This is a genomic window from Escherichia sp. Marseille-Q3837 (assembly GCF_916618735.1).
Classification (GTDB): domain Bacteria; phylum Pseudomonadota; class Gammaproteobacteria; order Enterobacterales; family Enterobacteriaceae; genus Escherichia; species Escherichia ruysiae.
This window is the reverse complement of record NZ_CAKAKC010000001.1, coordinates 1,680,533-1,701,663: the sequence shown is the minus strand read 5'-3', so window position 1 is coordinate 1,701,663 and position 21,131 is coordinate 1,680,533. Positions and strand designations below refer to the sequence as shown.

Here is a 21,131-nt window from a genome sequence, read left to right as displayed (position 1 = left end):
AATAATTAACGGAGGGAATACGGACAATAACCGAGATATTCGGCATCTAAATAATCCATCCGATGAATATAAAATACTGCTTTTAATTATTGCGATAAAACCATCACCTACATTATCTGAAAAATATTAATATTTAGTGCTTAATGCGGCCAGACAGGCCATTTGCTTAATATATTCACAAATCAAATATTATTCACAATAAAAACAAAAAAGTTAAAATCATTATTTAAATCAATGTTCAATATCGCACCCGTGAAAATACTATCTCATTTATCTTTTATGCATATATAATCCACCGCATTATTGTCATTTTATTTTTGATATCCAATTTTCTTGTGGTGTATATGTCTAATAAAATTTTTACGTATTCCCTGCCTATGCGCTATGCCGATTTTCCAACGCTGGTTGATGCTTTGGATTATGCCGCTCTGGGCCGCGCCGGAATGAACTTTTATGACAGACGTTGCCAGCTTGAAGATGAACTGGAATATCACAATTTAAAAGCACATGCCGAAGCAGGCGCAAAGCGGTTGTTATCGCTGAACCTGAAAAAAGGCGATCGCGTGGCGCTGATTGCCGAAACCAGTAGCGGGTTTGTCGAAGCATTTTTTGCCTGCCAGTATGCCGGGTTAGTCGCCGTCCCGTTGGCGATTCCGATGGGGGTCGGTCAGCGAGATTCCTGGAGCGCCAAATTGCAGGGCTTACTGGCAAGCTGTCAGCCTGCCGCGATTATCACCGGCGATGAGTGGTTACCGTTAGTCAATGCCGCGACGCATGACAACCCTGAGTTGCATGTGTTAAGCCATGCCTGGTTTAAATCCTTGCCGGAAGCCGACGTTACGCTCCAGCATCCCGTTCCAGACGATATCGCCTACCTCCAGTACACCTCCGGCAGCACCCGTTTTCCTCGTGGCGTCATCATTACTCATCGCGAAGTGATGGCCAATCTACGTGCTATCAGCCACGATGGCATTAAATTACGCCCTGGCGACCGCTGCGTCTCCTGGCTGCCTTTCTACCATGATATGGGACTGGTCGGCTTTCTCCTGACCCCCGTCGCCACGCAGCTTTCAGTGGATTACTTGCGCACTCAGGATTTCGCCATGCGCCCGCTGCAATGGCTTAAATTGATCAGCAAAAATCGCGGCACCGTTTCCGTTGCGCCACCGTTTGGCTATGAACTGTGCCAGCGCCGTGTGAATGAAAAAGATCTCGCTGAACTGGATCTCTCCTGCTGGCGCGTCGCCGGTATTGGCGCTGAGCCGATCTCCGCAGAACAACTCCATCAATTTGCTGAATGTTTCCGTCAGGCTAACTTTGACGATAAAACTTTCATGCCATGCTACGGGCTGGCAGAGAACGCGCTTGCCGTCAGTTTTTCTGACGAAACCTCCGGCGTTGTAGTTAACGAAGTGGATCGCGACATCCTCGAATATCAGGGTAAAGCTGTTACGCCGGGTGCTGAAACACGCGCCGTATCGACTTTCGTCAACTGCGGTAAAGCATTGCCGGAACATGGCATTGAAATCCGCAATGAATCAGGTATGCCGGTTGCGGAACGTGTGGTAGGCCATATTTGCATCTCCGGCCCCAGCCTGATGAGCGGTTACTTTGGCGACCAGGTTTCGCAAGACGAGATTGCCGCGACGGGCTGGTTAGATACCGGCGACCTCGGCTATCTGCTGAACGGTTATTTGTATGTCACCGGGCGCATTAAAGATCTGATTATTATTCGTGGCCGCAATATCTGGCCGCAGGATATTGAATACCTGGCGGAGCAGGAGCCGGAAATTCACTCTGGCGATGCCATTGCGTTTATTACCGCCCAGGAAAAAATCATTTTGCAGATCCAGTGTCGGATTAGTGACGAAGAACGTCGCAGGCAGCTTATCCACTCGCTGGCGGCGCGGATACAAAGCGAGTTTGGCGTGACAGCGGCTATCGATCTGTTACCGCCCCACCGTATTCCCCGAACGTCCTCCGGCAAGCCTGCCCGCGCGGAAGCGAAAAAACGTTATCAGAAGGCCGTCGCCGCTAATCCCCCTGTGCAGGAATCTCTCGTATGAGCCAAACGGTCGCGGTGACGGGTGCAACTGGGTTTATTGGTAAATATATTATCGATAACCTGCTCGTTCGCGGCTTTCGTGTTCGCGCGCTAACGCGTACTGCCCGCGCTCACGTCAGCGATAACCTCATCTGGGTGCGCGGTTCGCTGGAAGACACGCATTCGCTTAGCGAGCTGGTTGCCGGTGCCAGTGCGGTGGTTCATTGTGCCGGGCAAGTGCGCGGGCACAAAGAAGATGTCTTTACCCGCTGTAACGTTGACGGAAGTCTGCGCCTGATGCAGGCGGCAAAAGAGAGCGGCTTTTGCCAACGTTTTCTGTTTATCTCTTCGCTGGCGGCGCGCCATCCTGAACTCTCCTGGTATGCAAAGTCCAAACACGTCGCCGAACAACGGCTTATCGCAATGGCTGACGAAATAACGCTGGGAATTTTTCGTCCGACAGCAGTCTATGGCCCCGGCGATAAAGAGCTAAAACCGCTGTTTGACTGGATGCTGCGCGGCCTGCTGCCACGACTTGGTGCGCCAGATACACAACTCTCTTTCCTGCACGTTACCGATTTCGCGCAAGCTGTAGGCCAGTGGTTAAGCGCCGAAACTGTACCAACGCAAACGTATGAGTTATGCGATGGCGTCCCCGGCGGCTATGACTGGCAACACGTACAACAGCTCGCCGCCGTTGCCCGTCGCGGTTCCGTGCGGATGGTCGGCATTCCTCTACCGTTGCTCACCTGCCTTGCGGATATCAGCACAACATTAAGTCGTCTGTCTGGTAAAGAGCCAATGCTGACGCGCTCAAAAATTCGTGAATTAACCCATGCCGACTGGTCGGCAAGTAATAACCGTATTTCTGAAGATATTAACTGGTTTCCCGGGATTAGCCTGGAACACGCATTACGCAACGGGCTATTTTGATTGTCTTGTTTAAAGGTGTGTTAACGTTTCTATGGTAAATCGTGAAATAGTAATGGATTACATCCTTTCCTGTTTACAGGATTTGGTCGAAAACGGTGTGGAAATTAAGCCCGACAGCGATCTCGTCAACGATCTTGGCCTGGAGTCGATCAAGGTGATGGATCTCTTAATGATGCTGGAAGACAGATTCGATATTTCCATTCCTATTAATATTCTGCTGGATGTCAAAACCCCTGCGCAATTAATGGAAACACTACTTCCATGGCTGGAGAATAAATAATGGGGCTATACGATAAATATGCGCGTCTTGCTGGCGAGCGACTGCAATTTAGTGATAACGGTTTAACACCGTTTGGCACCTGTATTGATGAAGTGTATTCCGCCACCGAAGGGCGTATCGGCAATAAAAAAGTGATCCTGGCCGGAACCAATAATTATCTCGGTTTAACCTTCAATAACGAGGCCATCGCCGAAGGTCAGGCTGCGTTAGCGGCACAAGGCACCGGCACCACCGGTTCTCGAATGGCGAATGGCAGCTATGCGCCGCATCTGGCGTTAGAAAAAGAGATTGCTGAGTTTTTCAATCGCCCTACTGCTATTGTTTTTTCAACCGGTTATACCGCCAATTTAGGCGTCATCAGCGCACTTGCCGACCATAACGCCGTAGTGTTGCTGGATGCCGACAGCCACGCCAGTATTTATGATGCCTGCTCTCTCGGCGGCGCGGAAATTATTCGTTTTCGCCATAACGACGCCAACGATCTGGAACGTCGCATGATTCGCCTCGGCGAACGGGCGAAAGAGGCGATTATCATCGTTGAGGGCATCTACAGTATGCTCGGCGACGTTGCACCGCTGGCGGAAATTGTTGATATCAAACGTCGTCTCGGCGGTTATTTGATTGTCGATGAAGCTCATTCGTTTGGCGTGTTAGGCGCAACGGGGCGCGGGCTGGTTGAGGCCGTTGGCGTTGAGGACGATGTTGATATTATCGTTGGCACCTTCAGTAAGAGTCTGGCCTCTATCGGCGGTTTTGCCGTAGGCTCGGAAGCGATGGAAGTGCTGCGCTACGGCAGCCGCCCGTATATTTTTACCGCCTCCCCTTCTCCTTCCTGCATTGCGACCGTGCGCTCGTCGTTAAGAACCATTGCCACACAACCAGAGTTGCGGCAAAAATTGATGGATAACGCCAACCATCTGTATGACGGTCTGCAAAAATTGGGTTACGAGCTAAGCTCGCATATTAGCCCGGTAGTGCCAGTGATAATCGGTTCGAAAGAGGAAGGGCTACGCATCTGGCGCGAGCTTATCTCACTGGGCGTATATGTGAATCTTATCCTGCCACCTGCCGCGCCGGCAGGCATTACGCTGCTGCGCTGTAGCGTTAACGCCGCTCACAGTCGCGAACAAATTGATGCCATCATTCAGGCATTTGCCACACTGAAACAGTAATGTTAACCCGCCGTGGTGTTGCGCCACGGCGGGTTTAATGTTGACTGTCATACCAATACACCAGGCTCAACGCCACCAGCACAAACGCTATCGGTAAACCGAGCGCGGTAACAGGTGCGCTCAACGCAAATAGCAATCCCAGATTGACCATGATTTGATAGCTAATCCAGGTAAGCAAGCCAACGATGACGCCCACAGCAAGACGGCTGCCCATTCCCGGCGAACGCGGGGCGCTAAAGGTAAACGGCACAGCCAGTAAAATCATCGACAGAGTTAAGATGGGGTGTCCCAGCTTTTCCCACAGTGCCAGACGATATTCACTGCTCGGTTGCCCGGTTGCCTGCAAATAATGGATGTAATGGTTGAGCTGGCGGACAGAAAAGCTATTACCCGGCATCGATAACTCTTCGAGATTCATACTGGTGAATGCCGATTGCCACGGCAGATTATCTAATGTTTCCAGCGTTTCTTTGCCGTTAAGCCATTTTTTATGATTCACACCGTGCAGGAGCCACGTTTTATCGTCTTCGATGGTGGCGCTGCGCGCGTAAATGTAAGATTCGAGTGACAGATCGTCGCGGTAATGAAATATCTCCACACCTACCGGCTGGCCCTGTTCATTCAGCGATTTCACCGTCACAAATTCATTGTCACGTCTGGCCCACAACATGTTGCCGGTGATGTCATCGTCTACCCCTAACGCGGTGGCGGTCGATTTGATTTGCATCGCCTGTTGCTGCAATGGCGACGCTACCCACTCATCAATCGCGCCTAACGAGACTGTCCACAGCATTCCGGCGACCAGCGCCACCAGCGCGATACGGAAAATGGAAAATCCCGTGCTGCGAATGGCGGTAAGTTCACTGTTTTTCGATAACTGCCCAAGACCAACAATCCCCCCTAATAACGCGATAAACGGCGCAAGATCGACCAGTGTGCGCGGCAGGGTCATCACCACCACCAGCACCGCCTGAGTCCAGCGATAACCACCAGGGCTGACATCATCCAGCTCGTTAATCAGGTTGAAGGTGGTAAAAAGCGGCAGCAGTAGCCCTGCGGCAGCAGCAAAACCGAGAAACAGGTGACGGATTAAATAGCGACTGAAGACATTCATCGGGAAAATTTCTGCAGCAAAGAGAAGTCGCGTGCGACCAGCACTAACAAACCAGTCAACATCAGTCCAGGCACTAACCACAAACCAGGGATAACAGGAATTGCACCGTTTGCCACCAGAGTGCGGCAAACGTCTCCGCCATAAAAAATGGCAATAAACAGTAACGTTAAAGGCAATAAGGTAGAAAATCGCCCCTGCCGTGGTTTTACCCGACTTAAAGAGATAGCCATCAATGCCATTAACAACGCAGTCACGCCACGGCTTTGTCGCCATTGCAATTCGGCATGATCGGCAGGAAATACAGAATGCGCCAGCTCCGTGACCGATTTCGCTTTGCGTTTGACGTTAGGGCTTTGATCCAGCGGATTCAGATGTAATTGTAGATTGCGGTAGATCTGTTCGTTGTCGTCATTGCCCTGATGATCGAGAAGATAGGCTGTGCCGTTATGCAACATGACGGTCGGTTTGTCCGGAGAGGGATCGATAACATCAACGGAGCGGGCACGAAAAATGCGGGTTCGATTGGCTGTAGAAGTGTATATCAGCGCGTCAGTCAGGCGATTATTGTCTTGATCAACCGTCTGCGAGAGGATCATCCGCCCATTATCGTTAGTATTAAATTTCTTTGCCCGTAGCTGGCGGACATCCAACTCCGACTGCGACTGTTGCTCCAGTTGATAAATCTGCGCATAAGCCCACGGCCGACCATACATCGACAAAACGGTGACAAAAATACTTAACGGTATTGCAAGGTAAAGAACAGCTTTATACAAACGCGCCGGGCTGCCTCCCGCCGCAGAAATTGCGGTAATTTCTGAGTCGGTATACATCTGCCCAAGCGTCACGCCAACCGACACATACAGGCCAACCGGTAACAACATCTCCAGTGCAATCAGCACTTTGTAGAAAACGATATCCAGCACAACGTTGAGAGCTAAAGTGCCATTTGCCGCTTCGGTCAGATAACGCTGTGCGGAATAGCTGGCGAAAATAAAGATCAGAAAACCGACGATAATCAGCACCAGACGGCGCGTACCGCGCATGATGTAATGTTCAACCAGCTTCATCTCACTAACGCCCTCAATCCTTTGAGTTTTTTATTCATTGATCAGCTTCTGCGCCAGCGCAATAACATGATCTACCTCTTCCGGCGTCAGGCTGCCGTCCTTTGCCCACTGAATTTGCCCGGCTTTATTCAATACCAGAATGGTTGAACTCTGCTCCGGTAATAGCCAGGCAACCCGTCCCAGACCATTGCCGTCAATAACGAATTGCGCCCATGGATAGCGGCGTTTATTTTTCTCGATTTTACCGCTCACAAAATAGCCTGTACCAAAGATAGCATCATCGGTATTCACAATGGTGGTGGGCTGAAAACGATCCTGCGGAAAGTTCGCCACTTCTACTGCTTTGATTAACAGTGAGTTCTTTTTCTTTGCCGACTTGCGCCCGGCGATATACTGGATAATGCGGACTTTTCCCTTCAGTTGCGTACTGTTCCACTTTTGGTAGTAAATTTCGTCGTTATTAAGCAGTAGCTCGCCGCCTTCCTGGATATAAACAGGCGTAACCTGCTTCCCATTGATGAAATTATGCGCCGCCATACCTTGCGCATACGTCATGCCACGCTTACCAATCTTCTCACCGATGGTCATCGCCACACGACGCCAGCCAATCATGGTGCCAATACCCAGCGCCAGTGCCACCGCCATAATGATCCACACCGGAGCGTATTCAATGGTACTTAACATATCGCTGCGCAGTTTTTTCAGCAGGTTCTGGTCTTCTTTACTGACGCCTGGCAGTTTCGCCAGCTTCGCGGAAGTATCAGAGATGCAAAGCATAATGCGGCGCAGCTGACTGCGCTGAGTCACGTTTAACGGCTCATAGCTTTCCATATTGCCCGGCAACATCGTTTTAACGCGCGCGATGGCATCAAAGGTATTTGCCGGATGACAGTGAAACTCCGTCACTTGTGTGCCATCCGTCTGAGTCGCAGGCAGCGGGGGTTCCATCGTAATCAATTTCTGCGGCAATTCAGGATGCTGTTGCAGATAATGTTCAAAGTTAGTGACAGCATCGCGGGTACGGGTAATTTCATAGCCGGAAGCGTTCATATTGACGACAAACCCGGCGGGCGCAATTCCCACCAGCACCAGCATCACCAGACCGATCCCTTTTTGTCCATCGTTCGCACCATGCGAAAACGCCACGCCCGCAGCGGAAACAATCAGTGCAATACGCGTCCAGAATGGCGGTTTACGTTTGCCTTTTTTCTTTTTGCGATCTTCAGGAATGCGGTGAATACGGTCACGCTTTTTCGTGCCGCTCCAGAAGCGACGCAGCAGGAAAATCAGTCCTCCCGCAATCACCAGCCCCACAATTGGGGAGACAATCAGTGAGGAGAAAATCTTGGTCACTTCACGCAGATTTAACGCGTCCATCACCGATGAGCCGGTTAACATCGCATTAGTTAAACCGATGCCGATAATCGCGCCAATTAAAGTATGCGAACTGGAGGCCGGTAAACCAAAAAACCACGTTCCCAGATTCCAGATAATCGCCGCCAGCAGCATGGAAAAGACCATCGCCAGACCGTGGGTTGACCCCATATTCAGCAGCAAATCGGTTGGCAACATATGGACGATGGCATAGGCGACGCTAAGTCCGCCAAGCAATACGCCAAAAAAGTTAAAAAATGCCGCCATCACCACAGCAAGTTGTGGTTGCATGGCTCGGGTATAAATAACGGTTGCCACCGCATTTGCCGTGTCATGAAAACCATTGATTGCTTCGTAGAACAACACAAATGCCAGAGCAAGTAATAACAAAAGCCCCGTATATATATCAAGGCCAACAAATAAATTTAGCATATATTAGATTACGCCATTTTGAATTTACGAACGGAGGCATTATCAGTGACTTTCACGGCGCGGGCAAAGTGAAATATCATTTTTAACGATAAAAAGAGTGTTATTTCTTGTGTATCAGACAATAAGCATTCATTCAAAATTATTAGATATAATTAATACACAGACATTTCGCCAGTCCATATATTCATGCGTGAAATGAATAAATAATAAAATATATAAACATTAAATATTTTGATTAATCCCCGTACTGATTACTCTTTATAATCAGTACGAGGTTGCTACAACATGTATTACTCTTTCACCACAATTAACGGCTCAATATCACTCTCTTTTTTGATGACCAGTGATTCATCGCCGCGCAAGCAAGTCCCGCCATAGTTGCCGCCAACGGTGAAGGTACATACCTGGATGTATTTACCGTCCACTTTCGGCAAGCACCACAACTGTTGATAGATGTTTTTCTGCTCGGCAAATTTACCGCTGGTCTGATCAAGCACCTCTTCATGATGGCTGACGAGGTCAATATTGCTGCCACAGCGACCGGCAATCGGCTTCACGGCATAACCGGTTTTCACCAGTTCATCATTAACAGTGAAATCAGTATCCAGCAGATAGCGATGGTGCGGGAACAGCGACCAGAGGATCGGCAGAATCGCTTTGTTGCCGGGGATCACCGTCCACAGCGGCTCAAAGACCAGCACTTCCGGGCGCAGCAATACGTCGATAAGACGCACTTCATTTTGCGGATGCCCGGTACGAATCGGCACCGCAGCAAACTCACGGTCACTGACTTCACGAATCTGATCAAACGCGGTTTCCCACGCCCAGGTTTTCCATACGCAGTTAACCAGTCGCCCTTCCCCATCAATCAGTTGCCCGGCAGCATCCCAGCCCAGTTCATCCAGCCCGCGCAAGATACGCGTTTCAAAGCCCGCCTGTTGCAGCGCCTGCTCCATAAACTGCGCGTGATAGTTCTCCTCGATATCTTTGTCCTGCATGATATGGACAAATGGACGTGCACGACTGTGTTTCCATGCGCCTGCCAGTTCGTTAATCAGCCCTTCCGCCGGATTGAAGCCGTTGCCTTTATAGCCTTGCTCCGTCCAACGTTCGAGGATCAAGCCCGCTTCAGTATGACAAGAGGCGGAATCGGCATTGTATTCGTAGACCTTCAGGCCACGCTCATCCATACAGAAATCCATGCGACCAGTGATCATATGGTGCCGGCGACGCTGCCAGGAGAGGCGCAAACGCGGCCAGAGGATTTTTGGAATATCGAACAATGCCAGCAGGTTGTCATCTTTCAGCACCTTATCGGTAGCGTGAAGATACATCAGGTGCAGCTCGTTGGTAGCTTTAATCAGCTCCTGCTCGGCACTCTCGGTAATGGTGTAATAATGATATGGATCCTGATTGATCACCTGACCGTTGGCCTGCACATAGGCGTTTTGCAGCGGATCTTTTTCATCCAGCCATTTACCGTCAAACTGGCCTTTGTTTTCCAGGCGCGCTCCGCTGATTTTCAGCAGCTCGCCTGCAATTTCCGGCTGCGGTAAGCTGTATTCAGTATCTTCCGTCTGGATCATCCAGCCCAGAATGGTGGTGTCATCAAACGTGTCTTTGAGGGTATAGCAGCCGTTTTCGACCACCATCTCCAGTTCGCGTGTCCACTGCTGCCCTTGCGGCAACGGGGAATGAATCACGTTTTGTTCAGCAATGCGAACTTTGTTGCCATGCAATTGGGTAATGATGGCGACATGGCCGGTGTCTTTAAATTCTCCGCCTTTATCCCAGATAAGAAGCGCACCCGCGACTGGCGCACGCGGCGAACCGTTAGGAAATGCCTGCAACGGCAGGATGTTGTCGTTAACCACTTCACGCAGAAAGCGCAGCGAGAAAATCTCCCACGCCATACCCACGTCTGTGAAGACCACACCGTAATTCAGAAAGAGAAAACGGCGAGCAAATTCAACGCATTGCCATTTGTGGCCCATATATTCGTCGTCGATATAGCTACGGAATACGGCGTCATCTTCGTATTCCTGCGGATCGAGAGAACTGTAATCTGAAGAGTAGATTGCTACACCACCTGGGGCGTAGCCCAATAATGTCCCGAACGGGGCATCCTGGCTGGTCGTTCCTTTGCTCATCACTTTACCTTTAACAATACAACCTAAGCAGTTGGCGTAATTGTTGTGCTCTGATTACCTGCTCAGCGACATTAACCGGACAGAGGTCTGACTTATCATACACCTCAACGCAGCGGCTGGCGCAAAGGGTTAAAAAATTCACAATCTGTATAGCAATCGAACTGCTACACTGCTTCAACACCACCACTCAGAAGGCAATTCAGTATGACAGACAATACTTATCAGCCCGCGAAAGTCTGGACGTGGGATAAATCTGCTGGCGGCGCATTCGCCAATATCAATCGCCCGGTTTCTGGCCCGACGCATGAAAAAACGCTGCCGGTTGGCAAGCACCCGTTACAGGTCTATTCTCTGGGCACGCCAAACGGTCAGAAAGTAACGATTATGCTTGAGGAGCTGCTGGCGCTGGGCGTTACTGGTGCAGAGTACGACGCCTGGCTGATTCGCATTGGCGATGGCGATCAATTCTCCAGCGGCTTTGTGGAAGTGAATCCGAACTCGAAGATCCCCGCGCTGCGCGATCATACGCATAATCCGCCAATCCGCGTGTTTGAGTCTGGTTCGATCCTGCTTTATCTGGCAGAGAAATTTGGCTACTTCTTGCCGCAGGATTTGGCAAAACGGACGGAAACACTGAACTGGTTGTTCTGGTTACAGGGCGCTGCGCCGTTCCTCGGCGGTGGTTTTGGTCACTTTTACCATTACGCGCCGGTGAAAATTGAGTACGCCATCAACCGCTTTACCATGGAAGCCAAGCGCCTGCTCGACGTGCTTGATAAGCAACTGGCGCAGCATAAGTTTGTTGCGGGCGATGAGTACACCATTGCTGATATGGCAATCTGGCCGTGGTTTGGCAACGTGGTGTTAGGCGGCGTATATGATGCCGCAGAGTTTCTTGATGCGGGCAGTTATAAGCACGTGCAACGCTGGGCGAAAGAAGTGGGCGAACGTCCGGCGGTGAAGCGTGGGCGTATTGTTAACCGCACCAACGGACCGCTGAACGAGCAGTTGCATGAGCGCCATGACGCCAGTGATTTTGAGACGAATACGGAAGATAAGCGTCAGGGGTAAGGGTTGGTGTTCGTCGCAGCAAGCCATAAAGGCCGATGTAGACCGGATAAGGCGTTTACGCCGCATCCGGCAATCGAGCACAATGCCTGATGCGACGCTGCCGCGTCTTATCAGGCCTACGAAAGCTAATTTTCACGCGCTGGTAATGTCGTAATCCATTTGGCGCAGTGCGTCTAATGTGGCTTTGGCTTCGTCTTCGTCGATGATGCTCATGGCAAATCCGACGTGCACCAGTACCCACTGGCCCAGCAGATCGGCAGGGTTACCTTCGCAAATCAGCGCGATATTCACGTCGCGCTTGATACCACATACTTCAACCTGCGCAAGCTGGTGAATATCTTCACCGACAGCCAGCACCTGGCCTGGAACGCCAATACACATTGTTAACTCCGGTTATTTCGATTGCAGACAAACGCGAAAAAAACCTTTGGGTGTTTCCCCTCACCTTACCCCTCTCCCCGGAGGGGCGAGGGAACCGTCCGTGCGCTTTTCAGGCGTTGTCCGCAGTCTTATTCAACTTCAATACTTTTGACGATCAGCGAATCGCCGGTATCGACACGCAACCGCTCGCCATGACAGAGCGGGCACTGCGCATCGTGCTGATGAATCTCCACTACCTGGCTGCAATCCCAACACCAGGCCTGGGCGGGTTTATAGACGATATGTAAATCGCACCCTTGCGCCACCGTTCCCTGGCAGACAATTTCAAAACTAAAACGGACGGCGCTCTCCTCAACGCAGGAGAGCGCGCCAATTTCCAGCCACACGGCGGTGACGCGCTTAACATCGTGCTGCTCCGCCTGCCGTTGGATAATCTCAACGGCGCTCTGGCAAAGCGACAACTCATGCATTTTCGCCACTCCTGCGACCAAACAGCAGGGCGCGACGCCCTGCGTGTGGTACATCCGGATTGGTGACCGGCAGCGAAAGGATCATTCGCGCACAGTCATCCGTCAGGCGTTGACCCTCTTCAATCGACATGCTGTGCGAAAGCGGCGACATCAGCGAGCAGGAGAGGTATTGCGAAACACCGTCCAGTTCACCAACGGTAAAGGTCATAGTGCCATACGGCAGTTGCAGACCGATTTTTTCACTCACTTTGCGCAGCGGCCAGAGTTGATCCGGGCCGGGGAAGATAACTGCACTCAGCATCCACGGGGTGATCACACACCCCGTCCACTGACCTTCGAACAGCGTAAAGTCGGAAACATACACCGGCATTGAAGGATGCAGAAAAGAAAGATCGTGCATCGAACGCCGGGCAATTTCTTCAAACGCTGCCTGTACTTGCGCCTTCGGGGAGGTCTGGAAACCTGCTATCTCTTCAGTCATGAGCAGCCTCCCGTGGGATAGCTTCCACGCCTGATTCGCGCAACGCAGCCAGAACCTGCTCAAGCGCAGGTTCAATCATCGCTTCTACCGTCGGCGTCAAGCCGATGTGCGGCTCCAGTGATTCCGGGATCACGCCGACCAGCGTCAGCTTTTTCGGAAACTCGCCGGTGAAGCGCAGGGCCGACAATACGTCGGCCAGGCCAAGCTGATGCGGAGAGATTTTGTTAGTAAACAACGCCGGAACTTCTTCATCCCGCAGGATCATCATCGTTCCCGGCGCGTTCTTTTTCGACACAATGGCATCCGCAATGATCAGATGATCGCGATTTGCCATGTCGCCAAGCAGCTCCATTCCCGCCGTGCCGCCATCGAGGATTTCAACATAATCCGGCAGAATGTATCGTTGCTCTAACGCTTCGACAATCCGCACACCGATGGCTTCATCGGTCAGCAAAATATTGCCGACCCCTAAGACTAAAATACGCATTACAGAACCTTCACTGAAACCACTTCGTTGCCGTCGGCATCCACTACGTGTACCGCGCAGGCCATGCACGGGTCGAAGGAGTGAATGGTACGCACCACTTCCAGCGGTTTATTCGGATCAGCAACCGGCGTGCCTACCAGCGACTGTTCGTAAGGACCGACGTCATCATTGAAGTTACGCGGGCCAGAGTTCCAGGTTGACGGAACAACTGCCTGATAGTTGCTGATGATACCGTCTTTGATCACCATCCAGTGAGAGAGCATACCGCGCGGTGCTTCAAGGAAGCCAACGCCTTTGAACTCACCCGTTGCCGGAATGTTCGGCTTCACGAACGTGGTGTGGTCGCCTTTGCCGATATTGGTGATCAGTGCACTGTATTGATTTTGCAGGATATCCTGCAATTCGCAGCAGTGAACAGTACGACCAATAATACGCCCCAGCGTGGAGTGCAGTTGCGCCACTTCCAGCGTGTTGCCAGTCAGTTTCTGATAAATTGCAACGATTTCATTCAGTTTGTTCTGGGTAGACTCGCGTCCTGCCGCCAGTTTCACCAGCATGTTCGCCAGCGGACCCACTTCTACCGTTTTGCCGTAGAAAGTCGGTGATTTCACCCACGAGTATTTACCGTCGTCAGACCAGCCATCATAAGCAGGAATGGTTGTGCCTTCCCACGGTGCCTGCGGTGCTTCGTCTTTATACCAGGAGTGCTTCGCGCTTTCCTGAATCCCTTTGATCAGGTATTCATCGGAATGGGAAGTGATCGGACGATACGAGGACAGATCCGCATTCTCAATGTAGCCGCCCGGGAACAGGAAGCTGCCATTTTTGCTGTCGGTCGGGAATTCCGGCACACTCAGGTAGTTCACTGCACCTTTACCGCGCGTCAGCCATTCAGGGTAGAACGCGGCGATAACTGCGGTATCAACCTTGTAAACCTGCTCAACAAAGTCGCTCAGCTTGTCGATGAAAGACTTGATGTACATCAGGCGCTCAAGGTTCAGCACGCCCAGACCGTCGAGGTTGATTGGGTTAGCGACCCCACCTACCGCCAGGTTCTGAATGTGCGGCGTTTTACCGCCCAGCAGAGCCACGACGCGGTTAGCGTCACGCTGACACTCCAGCGCCTGCAGGTAGTGAGCTACCGCAATCAGGTTCACTTCCGGCGGCAGTTTCATCGCCGGGTGACCCCAGTAGCCGTTGGCGAAAATACCCAACTGACCGCTGGCAACCAGCTCTTTGATCTTGTTCTGAACTTTGGTGAACTCTTCCGGACTGTTCAGATGCCAGGTCGAAACGCCTTTCAGCATTTCGGAGGCTTTGGTTGGGTCAGCTTGCAGTGCAGAAGTGATGTCCACCCAGTCCAGCGCCGAAAGCTGATAGAAATGAACGATATGGTCATGCGTGGTGTGCGCAGCCAGAATGATGTTACGGATGTATTGCGCGTTAACCGGAACGTCGATATTCAGCGCACTCTCTGCCGCACGAACGGAAGACAGCGCGTGAGTGGTAGTACATACGCCACAGATACGTTGCACAATCATCCATGCATCGCGCGGATCGCGGTTTTTCACGATCTCTTCCATGCCGCGCCACATGGTTCCGGAAGCCCATGCTTTCGAAACGACGCCATTTTCGATTTCGCAATCGATGCGTAAATGCCCTTCAATACGGGTTACCGGATCAATAGTAATTCTCTGGCTCATGCTTTGCTCGCCTCATGACGATTATGATCGTTTTGTTTTAAAGGAGGAAGTATCGGCAGTAGACGAATGAGTACGATGTAAGCGCAAATCTCAATAGCCACAAAACCAATAGAAATCAACAGTTCTTCCCAGGTCGGGAAGTAGGCGTAACCGCCGCCTGGGTTAAATGCCACCAGCGAATAGGTCAGACGCCAGGTTGCACAACCTAACAGCGCGCTCAGTGCTGACAGGAACAGCATACGGGAATCATTGCGCAGCTTCGCCACACGCAGAACGACCAGCGGGAAGAGCATCAGCAGGACTTCAATCCAGAACATCACGGAGTAGAAGTCACCGGCAAACGCTAAGGACAGCTTGTCACGATAGATTAGCTCACCAAAGCGCAGCACGATGAAAATCGCCAGCAACACACTGATGGTGTTGGTCAGCTTAACGAACAGACTCTTTTCATCCGGACCGTTGCCACGCAGACCCGCCTGCACCAACGAACCTTCAAAGATGACAATCGAGAAGCCCATGATGAACGCCGTCAGCAGCGAGAACAGCGGCAACATTTCATAGCTTTGCCACAGCGGATGCACTTTATAGCCCGCCGAGATCATCAGCGACCCCATTGAAGACTGGTGCATGGTCGGCAGCAGCGCACCAAGCGCGATGATGAAGAACATCACCTTGTTCAGACGTTTGAGCGACACCTTCCAGCCCAGACGTTCAAACAGTGCCGGAGCAAACTCCAGAGCCATCACGCCGATGTAGATGGTCATACAGACCGCCGTCTCGAACAGTACCGAGTTCACGTTGAAGTGACCCGGAATGTAGAAGTACGGCAGGTTCCAGTAGCGACCCACGTCGATAGTGATCGACAAGCCACCCAGTGAGTAACCAAACAGACTCGCCAACAGCGCCGGACGCACCAGCGGATGGTATTGCCCACGGTTAAAGACGTATACCGCCCACGCCAGCGCCCAGCCGCCACAGGCGAAGCCGGTGCCGATCAGCAGGTCAAACGCGATCCACACGCCCCACGGGAAGCCGCCGTTCAGGTCGGAGACAGAGCCCAGACCGAACACCAGACGTTTCACAATCAGGAGCATACAGATGACGATTAACGGTCCAAAAATCATGACCGGTTTACTGATGATTTTGCCGCCCAGCGGTTGTGGATCATGACTCATGATCGTCTCCTCCGTCGTGATGGTCGTTTTTGGTGTTGCGACGAACCAGCACGGTTAAGCCCGCCAGCACAGCCAGTGGTAGCATCATGCCTTTATACAGGGTGTGTTGAATATTTTCGGAACGCGCACCGGTAGAAAGATCGTCCAGTTTCGGCAGGTCGAGATTTTCATAAGGCACGCCGGTCAGTACCAGAACCTGAGTACCGCCGCCCTCTTTCTCGCCGTACAGATGCGGATAATATTTCGGCACCGTGTGCAGGTAAGTGTCGCCAGATTTCAGCGTCTGACGCGGATAGTGGTATTCGCTGCCTGGCTTCAGTGCCAGACGTTTTTTCGCCTCAGCCATCAGCTCTTCACGAGTACCAAAAATCACCGCGCCCGCCGGGCACACTTCTACGCAGCCAGGCAGACCGCCTTTATCGAGACGTTCCACACCTTTCTGGTTGCACAGCTCGCACTTATGCAGCGCACCAAACGGGTTGTTGTAGTCGTACTTCGGCACGTTGTACGGGCAGGCAACCATGCAGTAACGGCAGCCGGTGCACACGTCTTTGTCGTAATGGACAATGCCGGTTTTCGGATCTTTTTTCAGCGCGGAGACCGGGCACACAGAGACACAGTTCGGATCGACGCAATGCATACACTGTTTCTTAATGTACGCGTAGCCGTTCTCTTCCTGGTCTTTGTTGACCCCCGTGCCGCTGGTCCACACCTGAATGATGTTATTGGTGTATGGCGACAGTTTGTCGTTGTTCGACCAGGTCTGTTCCCCTTGTGGGTTACGTTCAGGGAAGTTGATATCCTGACACTTGGTGACGCAAGCCTGGCAGCCTACGCACAAGGTCGAGTCATACAACATACCCAGCGATCCCGGAATTGGCGGGCGGTTTTCAGCAGCCGCATGGCTGACCGACGGCAACGCGCCCGTCAGCAATGCCCCGCAGGAGGCTGCTTTAATAAAATTACGTCTGTTCACGGTTATTCTCCCCGTGAGTCAGCGTTATCTTTCTTTTGCTGACGACCCAGTTCACGCACCGCCATCACGCTGACACCGGCAACCAGCCCAACCACGCCGCCAAGCAAACCGATAGCGCCCGCAGAGACGTTGCCGCCTTCTTTAGCATTCACGTCCGGTTTTTGTGAGCGTGGCGTCTGATTTTCGACGTTGGCAAGCTGATGGATGCCTTTATGGAAGCCGATACCTTCTTCGTTACAGCCATAGCACGGGTGACCAATCGCCACCGGCCACACGCCGCCAACGTCGCAGAATTGCAGCGTTGAGCAGTTGCCGTAAGTTTCAGGGCCTTTACAGCCAAGGTGGTACAGGCACCAGCCTTCGCGGTGGCCTTCATCACCGAACTCTTTGGCAAAACGACCAGCATCGAAGTGCGGGCGACGTTCGCAGTGTTCGTGAATCAGACGGCCATAGGCGAAGGTCGGACGATTTTTGTCATCCAGTTTCGGCGGTTTGCCGTAAGTGATGATGTGCGCAACGGTCGCAAGGAAGTTGTGCGGGTTCGGCGGACAGCCTGGAATGTTGATAACGGTTTTGCCCGGCAGAACTTCTTGCAGGCTGACCGCGCCGGTGGGGTTAACCCCAGCTGCGGCGACACCGCCCCACGCGGAGCAAGAACCGATAGCAATAATGGCTGCTGCGCCTTCCGCCGCTTTGCGGATATGATCCACAATCGGCTCACCGGCAACCATGCAGTAAATACCGTTATCTTTTAATGGGATGGAACCATCCACAACCAACACATACTGCCCTTTATACTTCTCAAGCGCGTTATGTTTGTTCTCTTCAACCTGATGGCCGAATGCGGCGGAAAGGACTTCGTGATACTCCAGAGAGATGGTCTCCAGCACGAGGTTTTCTACCGTTGGATGCGTTGCACGAAGCAGAGATTCCGTACAACCGGTGCATTCCTGCGCGCCAATCCAGATAACCGGCGGGCGCTGCGGGTTAGTGACCGATTCGGCCATCTCTGCGGCGGCTTTGCTACTCAGCCCCATGGTGGCGGCTAATGCTGCACAAAGCTTCATGAAATCACGACGATTAATGCCGTGAGAATGGATGAGGGTGTTATCTCCAGTCATTTATAGTTATTCCGTTGCGAAGACCTGGCATATATTTTGCCTCAACCGCAAAATCAATAATGCGATCGATGCGCCATTTACCACACATTTATTATGGTTATCATTGTCATGATACTGCGGCGGGGCGCTAAAACGAAGGGAAGAAGCATTAGTGTAATTAATTAAAGCAAGATAATACGTATGTTTGATCAATTTTCGAGGCGATAACCAGCCATAAAAAATCGTAATGTAGAACAGGAATTATTCTCACGAAAGAAATCCATTACCATCTCTTTATCCAGTCCATAACGGCGCGTCAGAATACCCGCTTCCCAGGCGCTGAGCTGGCGGTCACCGGTCTTTTTATACATCCGGTGCGAATAGCCTAATACAAATCCACGCTTATAATCAGCACAGAATTTAGTCACATTAACCGCACTGTCGGCATGTGTTGCTTTTAATCCCGCCATTAAGCCTTTACCAAAATGGTTATTCATCGTTTTGCCCTTAAACGTTATATATGAACCTATATAGCGATATTTTAGGCAAAGAACGACTTTTGCGCACGCTATTTTTTTCAGCATGTTAAGAATGTTATCCAGAAAGAGATAAACCCATCAGGAGAGATATTTGTCGAACCATTTCAGCGTCCTTTGCCAGGCAAGATCGGCGGCAGATTTGTCATAACGGGGCGTGGAATCATTATGGAATCCGTGATTAACCCCCGGATAAATATACGCCTCATAGACCTTATTATTCGCTTTCAACGCCGCCTCATAAGCAGGCCAGCCTTCGTTGATTCGGGTGTCCAGTTCAGCGTAGTGAAGCAGTAAAGGTGCGTCGATTTTCGCCACATCAGCGGTGGGTGCCTGGCGACCATAAAACGGCACCGCGCAGGCCAGTTCCGGATATGCCACCGCAGCCGCGTTTGAGACACCACCGCCATAGCAAAATCCAGTAATACCCACTTTGCCTGTCGCTTGCGGATAGCGTTGCATAAACTCAATTGCGGCAAAGAAATCATTCATCAACTTAGTCGGATCGACCTGCTGTTGCAGCTCACGACCTTTATCATCGTTCCCCGGATATCCACCCACGGAGCTTAAACCGTCTGGCGCCAGGGCGACGTACCCCGCCTTCGCCACTCGCCGTGCCACATCTTCGATGTACGGATTCAGCCCTCGATTCTCATGCACCACCACCACGGCTGGCGTTTTGCCGCTCATCTTTGCGGGCTTCACCAGATAACCCCGTACCTCGCCGTGACCATTTGGCGAAGGATATGTGATGTACTCAGCAACAATCTCCGGGTCGGTAAACTCTACCTGAGTCGCCAGCGCATAATTTGGCTTGAGCAAATCAAACAACGCTAATGCCGTCATCCCGCCTACCGCATACTTCGCCGCAAGGTTGAGGAACTCACGTTTCGAGATTTTCCCATGAGCGTAATAGTCGTAGTAATCCAGCAACTCTTGTGGGAAATCTTTGGCGGTTAAACGCGGCATCGTTGCACTCCTCAACTGGTGTTTTTTTAAGCAAAGCATAAGCACGTGTTTTTGCCCAGTTTTTCGTCACTCTGTGAGCCACACTACGGGATACACGCTGGCGAATCGCTAAACTAGAAACATTGTTTCGAAATTGAACGGTTGAAAGGAGAGGTCATGGTCTGGTTAGCAAATCCCGAACGTTACGGGCAGATGCAATACCGCTATTGCGGAAAAAGCGGTTTACGCCTGCCCGCGTTATCGCTCGGTTTATGGCACAATTTCGGTCACGTTAACGCGCTGGAATCACAGCGTGCGATCCTGCGTAAAGCGTTTGATTTAGGCATTACGCACTTTGATTTAGCCAATAACTATGGGCCACCTCCAGGAAGCGCAGAAGAGAACTTTGGTCGACTGCTGCGGGAGGATTTTGCCGCTTATCGCGATGAACTGATTATCTCAACCAAGGCTGGCTACGATATGTGGCCCGGCCCTTACGGCTCTGGCGGTTCACGTAAATACCTGCTCGCCAGCCTCGACCAAAGCCTGAAGCGTATGGGTCTGGAATATGTCGATATCTTTTACTCTCATCGCGTCGATGAAAATACGCCGATGGAAGAAACCGCCTCTGCGCTGGCTCATGCTGTGCAAAGCGGTAAGGCGCTGTATGTCGGGATCTCCTCTTACTCGCCAGAGCGGACGCAAAAAATGGTCGAGTTGCTGCGCGAGTGGAAAATTCCGCTGTTAATTCATCAACCTTCGTACAATTTACTGAACCGCTGGGTAGATAAAAGCGGCCTGCTGGATACCCTGGAAAATAACGGCGTGGGCTGCATTGCCTTTACTCCTCTGGCTCAGGGATTGCTGAGCGGAAAATATCTCAACGGTATTCCGGAGGATTCACGGATGCATCGTGAAGGGAATAAAGTTCGTGGCCTGACGCCGAAAATGCTCACCGAAGCCAACCTCAACAGCCTGCGCTTATTGAATGAAATGGCACAGCAGCGCGGTCAGTCTATGGCGCAAATGGCGTTAAGCTGGTTGCTGAAAGATGATCGCGTGACGTCAGTATTGATTGGTGCCAGCCGCGCGGAGCAACTGGAGGAGAACGTACAGGCGCTGAAAAATCTGACGTTTAGCGCCGAGGAACTGGCGCAGATTGACCAGCATATCGCCGATGGCGAGCTGAATCTGTGGCAGGCGTCATCCGATAAATAACCTGTTAATAACGGGCGCG

General features: G+C 51.6%; 20 protein-coding genes and 1 pseudogene. 6 read left to right on the top strand and 15 right to left on the bottom strand.

The annotated features are described in order from the left end of the window. The first annotated feature begins 344 nt into the window (after nucleotides 1-344). The 4 genes from LG381_RS08005 to LG381_RS07990 are packed head-to-tail and all read left to right on the top strand — an operon-like array spanning nucleotide 345 to nucleotide 4,429. Nucleotides 345-2,066 carry a fatty acyl-AMP ligase gene (locus tag LG381_RS08005; protein WP_225762226.1) on the top strand — a complete coding sequence of 574 codons (1,722 nt, stop codon included), beginning with the start codon at nucleotides 345-347 and terminating at the stop codon, nucleotides 2,064-2,066. Then, nucleotides 2,063-2,977, top strand: a complete 915-nt coding sequence (locus LG381_RS08000; RefSeq protein ID WP_225762225.1) for an NAD(P)-dependent oxidoreductase — start codon at nucleotides 2,063-2,065, stop codon at nucleotides 2,975-2,977. Before LG381_RS08005 ends, LG381_RS08000 begins: the two co-directional genes overlap by 4 nt. Nucleotides 2,978-3,008: 31 nt before the next feature. Beyond that, nucleotides 3,009-3,257 carry an acyl carrier protein gene (locus tag LG381_RS07995; RefSeq protein WP_000248097.1) on the top strand — a complete coding sequence of 83 codons (249 nt, stop codon included), beginning with the start codon at nucleotides 3,009-3,011 and terminating at the stop codon, nucleotides 3,255-3,257. After that, nucleotides 3,257-4,429, top strand: coding sequence for an aminotransferase class I/II-fold pyridoxal phosphate-dependent enzyme (locus tag LG381_RS07990; protein ID WP_000524983.1), 1,173 nt, complete (start codon nucleotides 3,257-3,259; stop codon nucleotides 4,427-4,429). The genes LG381_RS07995 and LG381_RS07990 overlap by 1 nt, the downstream gene beginning before the upstream one ends. A 34-nt stretch (nucleotides 4,430-4,463) precedes the next feature. Here the strand turns inward: LG381_RS07990 and lptG are convergent, their stop codons facing one another. The 5 genes and pseudogenes from lptG to gss all read right to left on the bottom strand — a co-directional run bounded on the left by lptG (nucleotide 4,464) and on the right by gss (nucleotide 10,566). Next, on the bottom strand, nucleotides 4,464-5,543 hold the full coding sequence (gene lptG, locus LG381_RS07985) for an LPS export ABC transporter permease LptG (RefSeq protein ID WP_225762224.1): 1,080 nt from the start codon (nucleotides 5,541-5,543) through the stop codon (nucleotides 4,464-4,466). Next, nucleotides 5,540-6,610 carry an LPS export ABC transporter permease LptF gene (gene lptF / locus LG381_RS07980; RefSeq protein ID WP_000779663.1) on the bottom strand — a complete coding sequence of 357 codons (1,071 nt, stop codon included), beginning with the start codon at nucleotides 6,608-6,610 and terminating at the stop codon, nucleotides 5,540-5,542. Before lptF ends, lptG begins: the two co-directional genes overlap by 4 nt. Before the next feature lie 30 nt (nucleotides 6,611-6,640). Then, the gene (locus tag LG381_RS22325) at nucleotides 6,641-7,147 is read right to left on the bottom strand and encodes a YtfJ family protein (RefSeq protein ID WP_300980035.1); all 507 of its coding nucleotides are present in this window, start codon (nucleotides 7,145-7,147) and stop codon (nucleotides 6,641-6,643) included. Continuing rightward, a pseudogene (pitB, locus tag LG381_RS07975) lies at nucleotides 7,139-8,416 on the bottom strand (inorganic phosphate transporter PitB); the annotation flags it as partial. The gene LG381_RS22325 and the pseudogene pitB, both read right to left, overlap by 9 nt. Before the next feature lie 290 nt (nucleotides 8,417-8,706). Beyond that, nucleotides 8,707-10,566, bottom strand: coding sequence for a bifunctional glutathionylspermidine amidase/synthase (gene gss / locus LG381_RS07970; RefSeq protein ID WP_010347796.1), 1,860 nt, complete (start codon nucleotides 10,564-10,566; stop codon nucleotides 8,707-8,709). A gap of 204 nt (nucleotides 10,567-10,770) precedes the next feature. On the opposite strand from gss, the gene yghU reads away from it, so the two are divergent. Further along, on the top strand, nucleotides 10,771-11,637 hold the full coding sequence (yghU, locus tag LG381_RS07965; protein ID WP_225762222.1) for a glutathione-dependent disulfide-bond oxidoreductase: 867 nt from the start codon (nucleotides 10,771-10,773) through the stop codon (nucleotides 11,635-11,637). Nucleotides 11,638-11,769: 132 nt separating this feature from the next. Here yghU and hybG read toward each other — a convergent pair whose 3' ends face one another. The 10 genes from hybG to yghX all read right to left on the bottom strand — a co-directional run bounded on the left by hybG (nucleotide 11,770) and on the right by yghX (nucleotide 19,915). After that, entirely contained in the window at nucleotides 11,770-12,018 is a 249-nt protein-coding gene (gene hybG, locus LG381_RS07960; RefSeq protein WP_000334896.1) for a hydrogenase maturation factor HybG, read from the bottom strand. A gap of 128 nt (nucleotides 12,019-12,146) precedes the next feature. Next, a complete protein-coding gene (gene hypA, locus LG381_RS07955; RefSeq protein ID WP_000544957.1) occupies nucleotides 12,147-12,488 on the bottom strand; it encodes a hydrogenase maturation nickel metallochaperone HypA in 342 nt (113 codons plus the stop codon). Beyond that, nucleotides 12,481-12,969, bottom strand: a complete 489-nt coding sequence (gene hybE, locus LG381_RS07950) for a hydrogenase-2 assembly chaperone (RefSeq protein ID WP_000134014.1) — start codon at nucleotides 12,967-12,969, stop codon at nucleotides 12,481-12,483. The genes hypA and hybE overlap by 8 nt, the downstream gene beginning before the upstream one ends. Continuing rightward, nucleotides 12,962-13,456 (bottom strand): HyaD/HybD family hydrogenase maturation endopeptidase, encoded by a 495-nt coding sequence (locus LG381_RS07945; RefSeq protein WP_001221938.1) that lies wholly within the window; start codon nucleotides 13,454-13,456, stop codon nucleotides 12,962-12,964. Before LG381_RS07945 ends, hybE begins: the two co-directional genes overlap by 8 nt. Next, nucleotides 13,456-15,159 (bottom strand): hydrogenase 2 large subunit, encoded by a 1,704-nt coding sequence (gene hybC / locus LG381_RS07940; RefSeq protein ID WP_085461188.1) that lies wholly within the window; start codon nucleotides 15,157-15,159, stop codon nucleotides 13,456-13,458. The genes LG381_RS07945 and hybC overlap by 1 nt, the downstream gene beginning before the upstream one ends. Beyond that, on the bottom strand, nucleotides 15,156-16,334 hold the full coding sequence (hybB, locus tag LG381_RS07935; protein WP_000017694.1) for a Ni/Fe-hydrogenase cytochrome b subunit: 1,179 nt from the start codon (nucleotides 16,332-16,334) through the stop codon (nucleotides 15,156-15,158). Before hybB ends, hybC begins: the two co-directional genes overlap by 4 nt. Next, the gene (gene hybA, locus LG381_RS07930) at nucleotides 16,324-17,310 is read right to left on the bottom strand and encodes a hydrogenase 2 operon protein HybA (RefSeq protein WP_001081870.1); all 987 of its coding nucleotides are present in this window, start codon (nucleotides 17,308-17,310) and stop codon (nucleotides 16,324-16,326) included. Before hybA ends, hybB begins: the two co-directional genes overlap by 11 nt. A 2-nt stretch (nucleotides 17,311-17,312) precedes the next feature. Continuing rightward, on the bottom strand, nucleotides 17,313-18,431 hold the full coding sequence (gene hybO / locus LG381_RS07925; RefSeq protein WP_000145410.1) for a hydrogenase 2 small subunit: 1,119 nt from the start codon (nucleotides 18,429-18,431) through the stop codon (nucleotides 17,313-17,315). A 188-nt stretch (nucleotides 18,432-18,619) separates the two neighbouring features. Continuing rightward, nucleotides 18,620-18,907: a DUF2623 family protein YghW gene (yghW, locus tag LG381_RS07920; RefSeq protein ID WP_001059138.1), complete on the bottom strand. Its 288-nt coding sequence runs from the start codon at nucleotides 18,905-18,907 to the stop codon at nucleotides 18,620-18,622. Between the two features lie 120 nt (nucleotides 18,908-19,027). After that, nucleotides 19,028-19,915 (bottom strand): YghX family hydrolase, encoded by an 888-nt coding sequence (gene yghX / locus LG381_RS07915; protein ID WP_032226273.1) that lies wholly within the window; start codon nucleotides 19,913-19,915, stop codon nucleotides 19,028-19,030. 156 nt (nucleotides 19,916-20,071) lie between these two features. On the opposite strand from yghX, the gene gpr reads away from it, so the two are divergent. After that, a complete protein-coding gene (gene gpr, locus LG381_RS07910; RefSeq protein WP_222679677.1) occupies nucleotides 20,072-21,112 on the top strand; it encodes an L-glyceraldehyde 3-phosphate reductase in 1,041 nt (346 codons plus the stop codon). Nucleotides 21,113-21,131 lie beyond the last annotated feature (19 nt).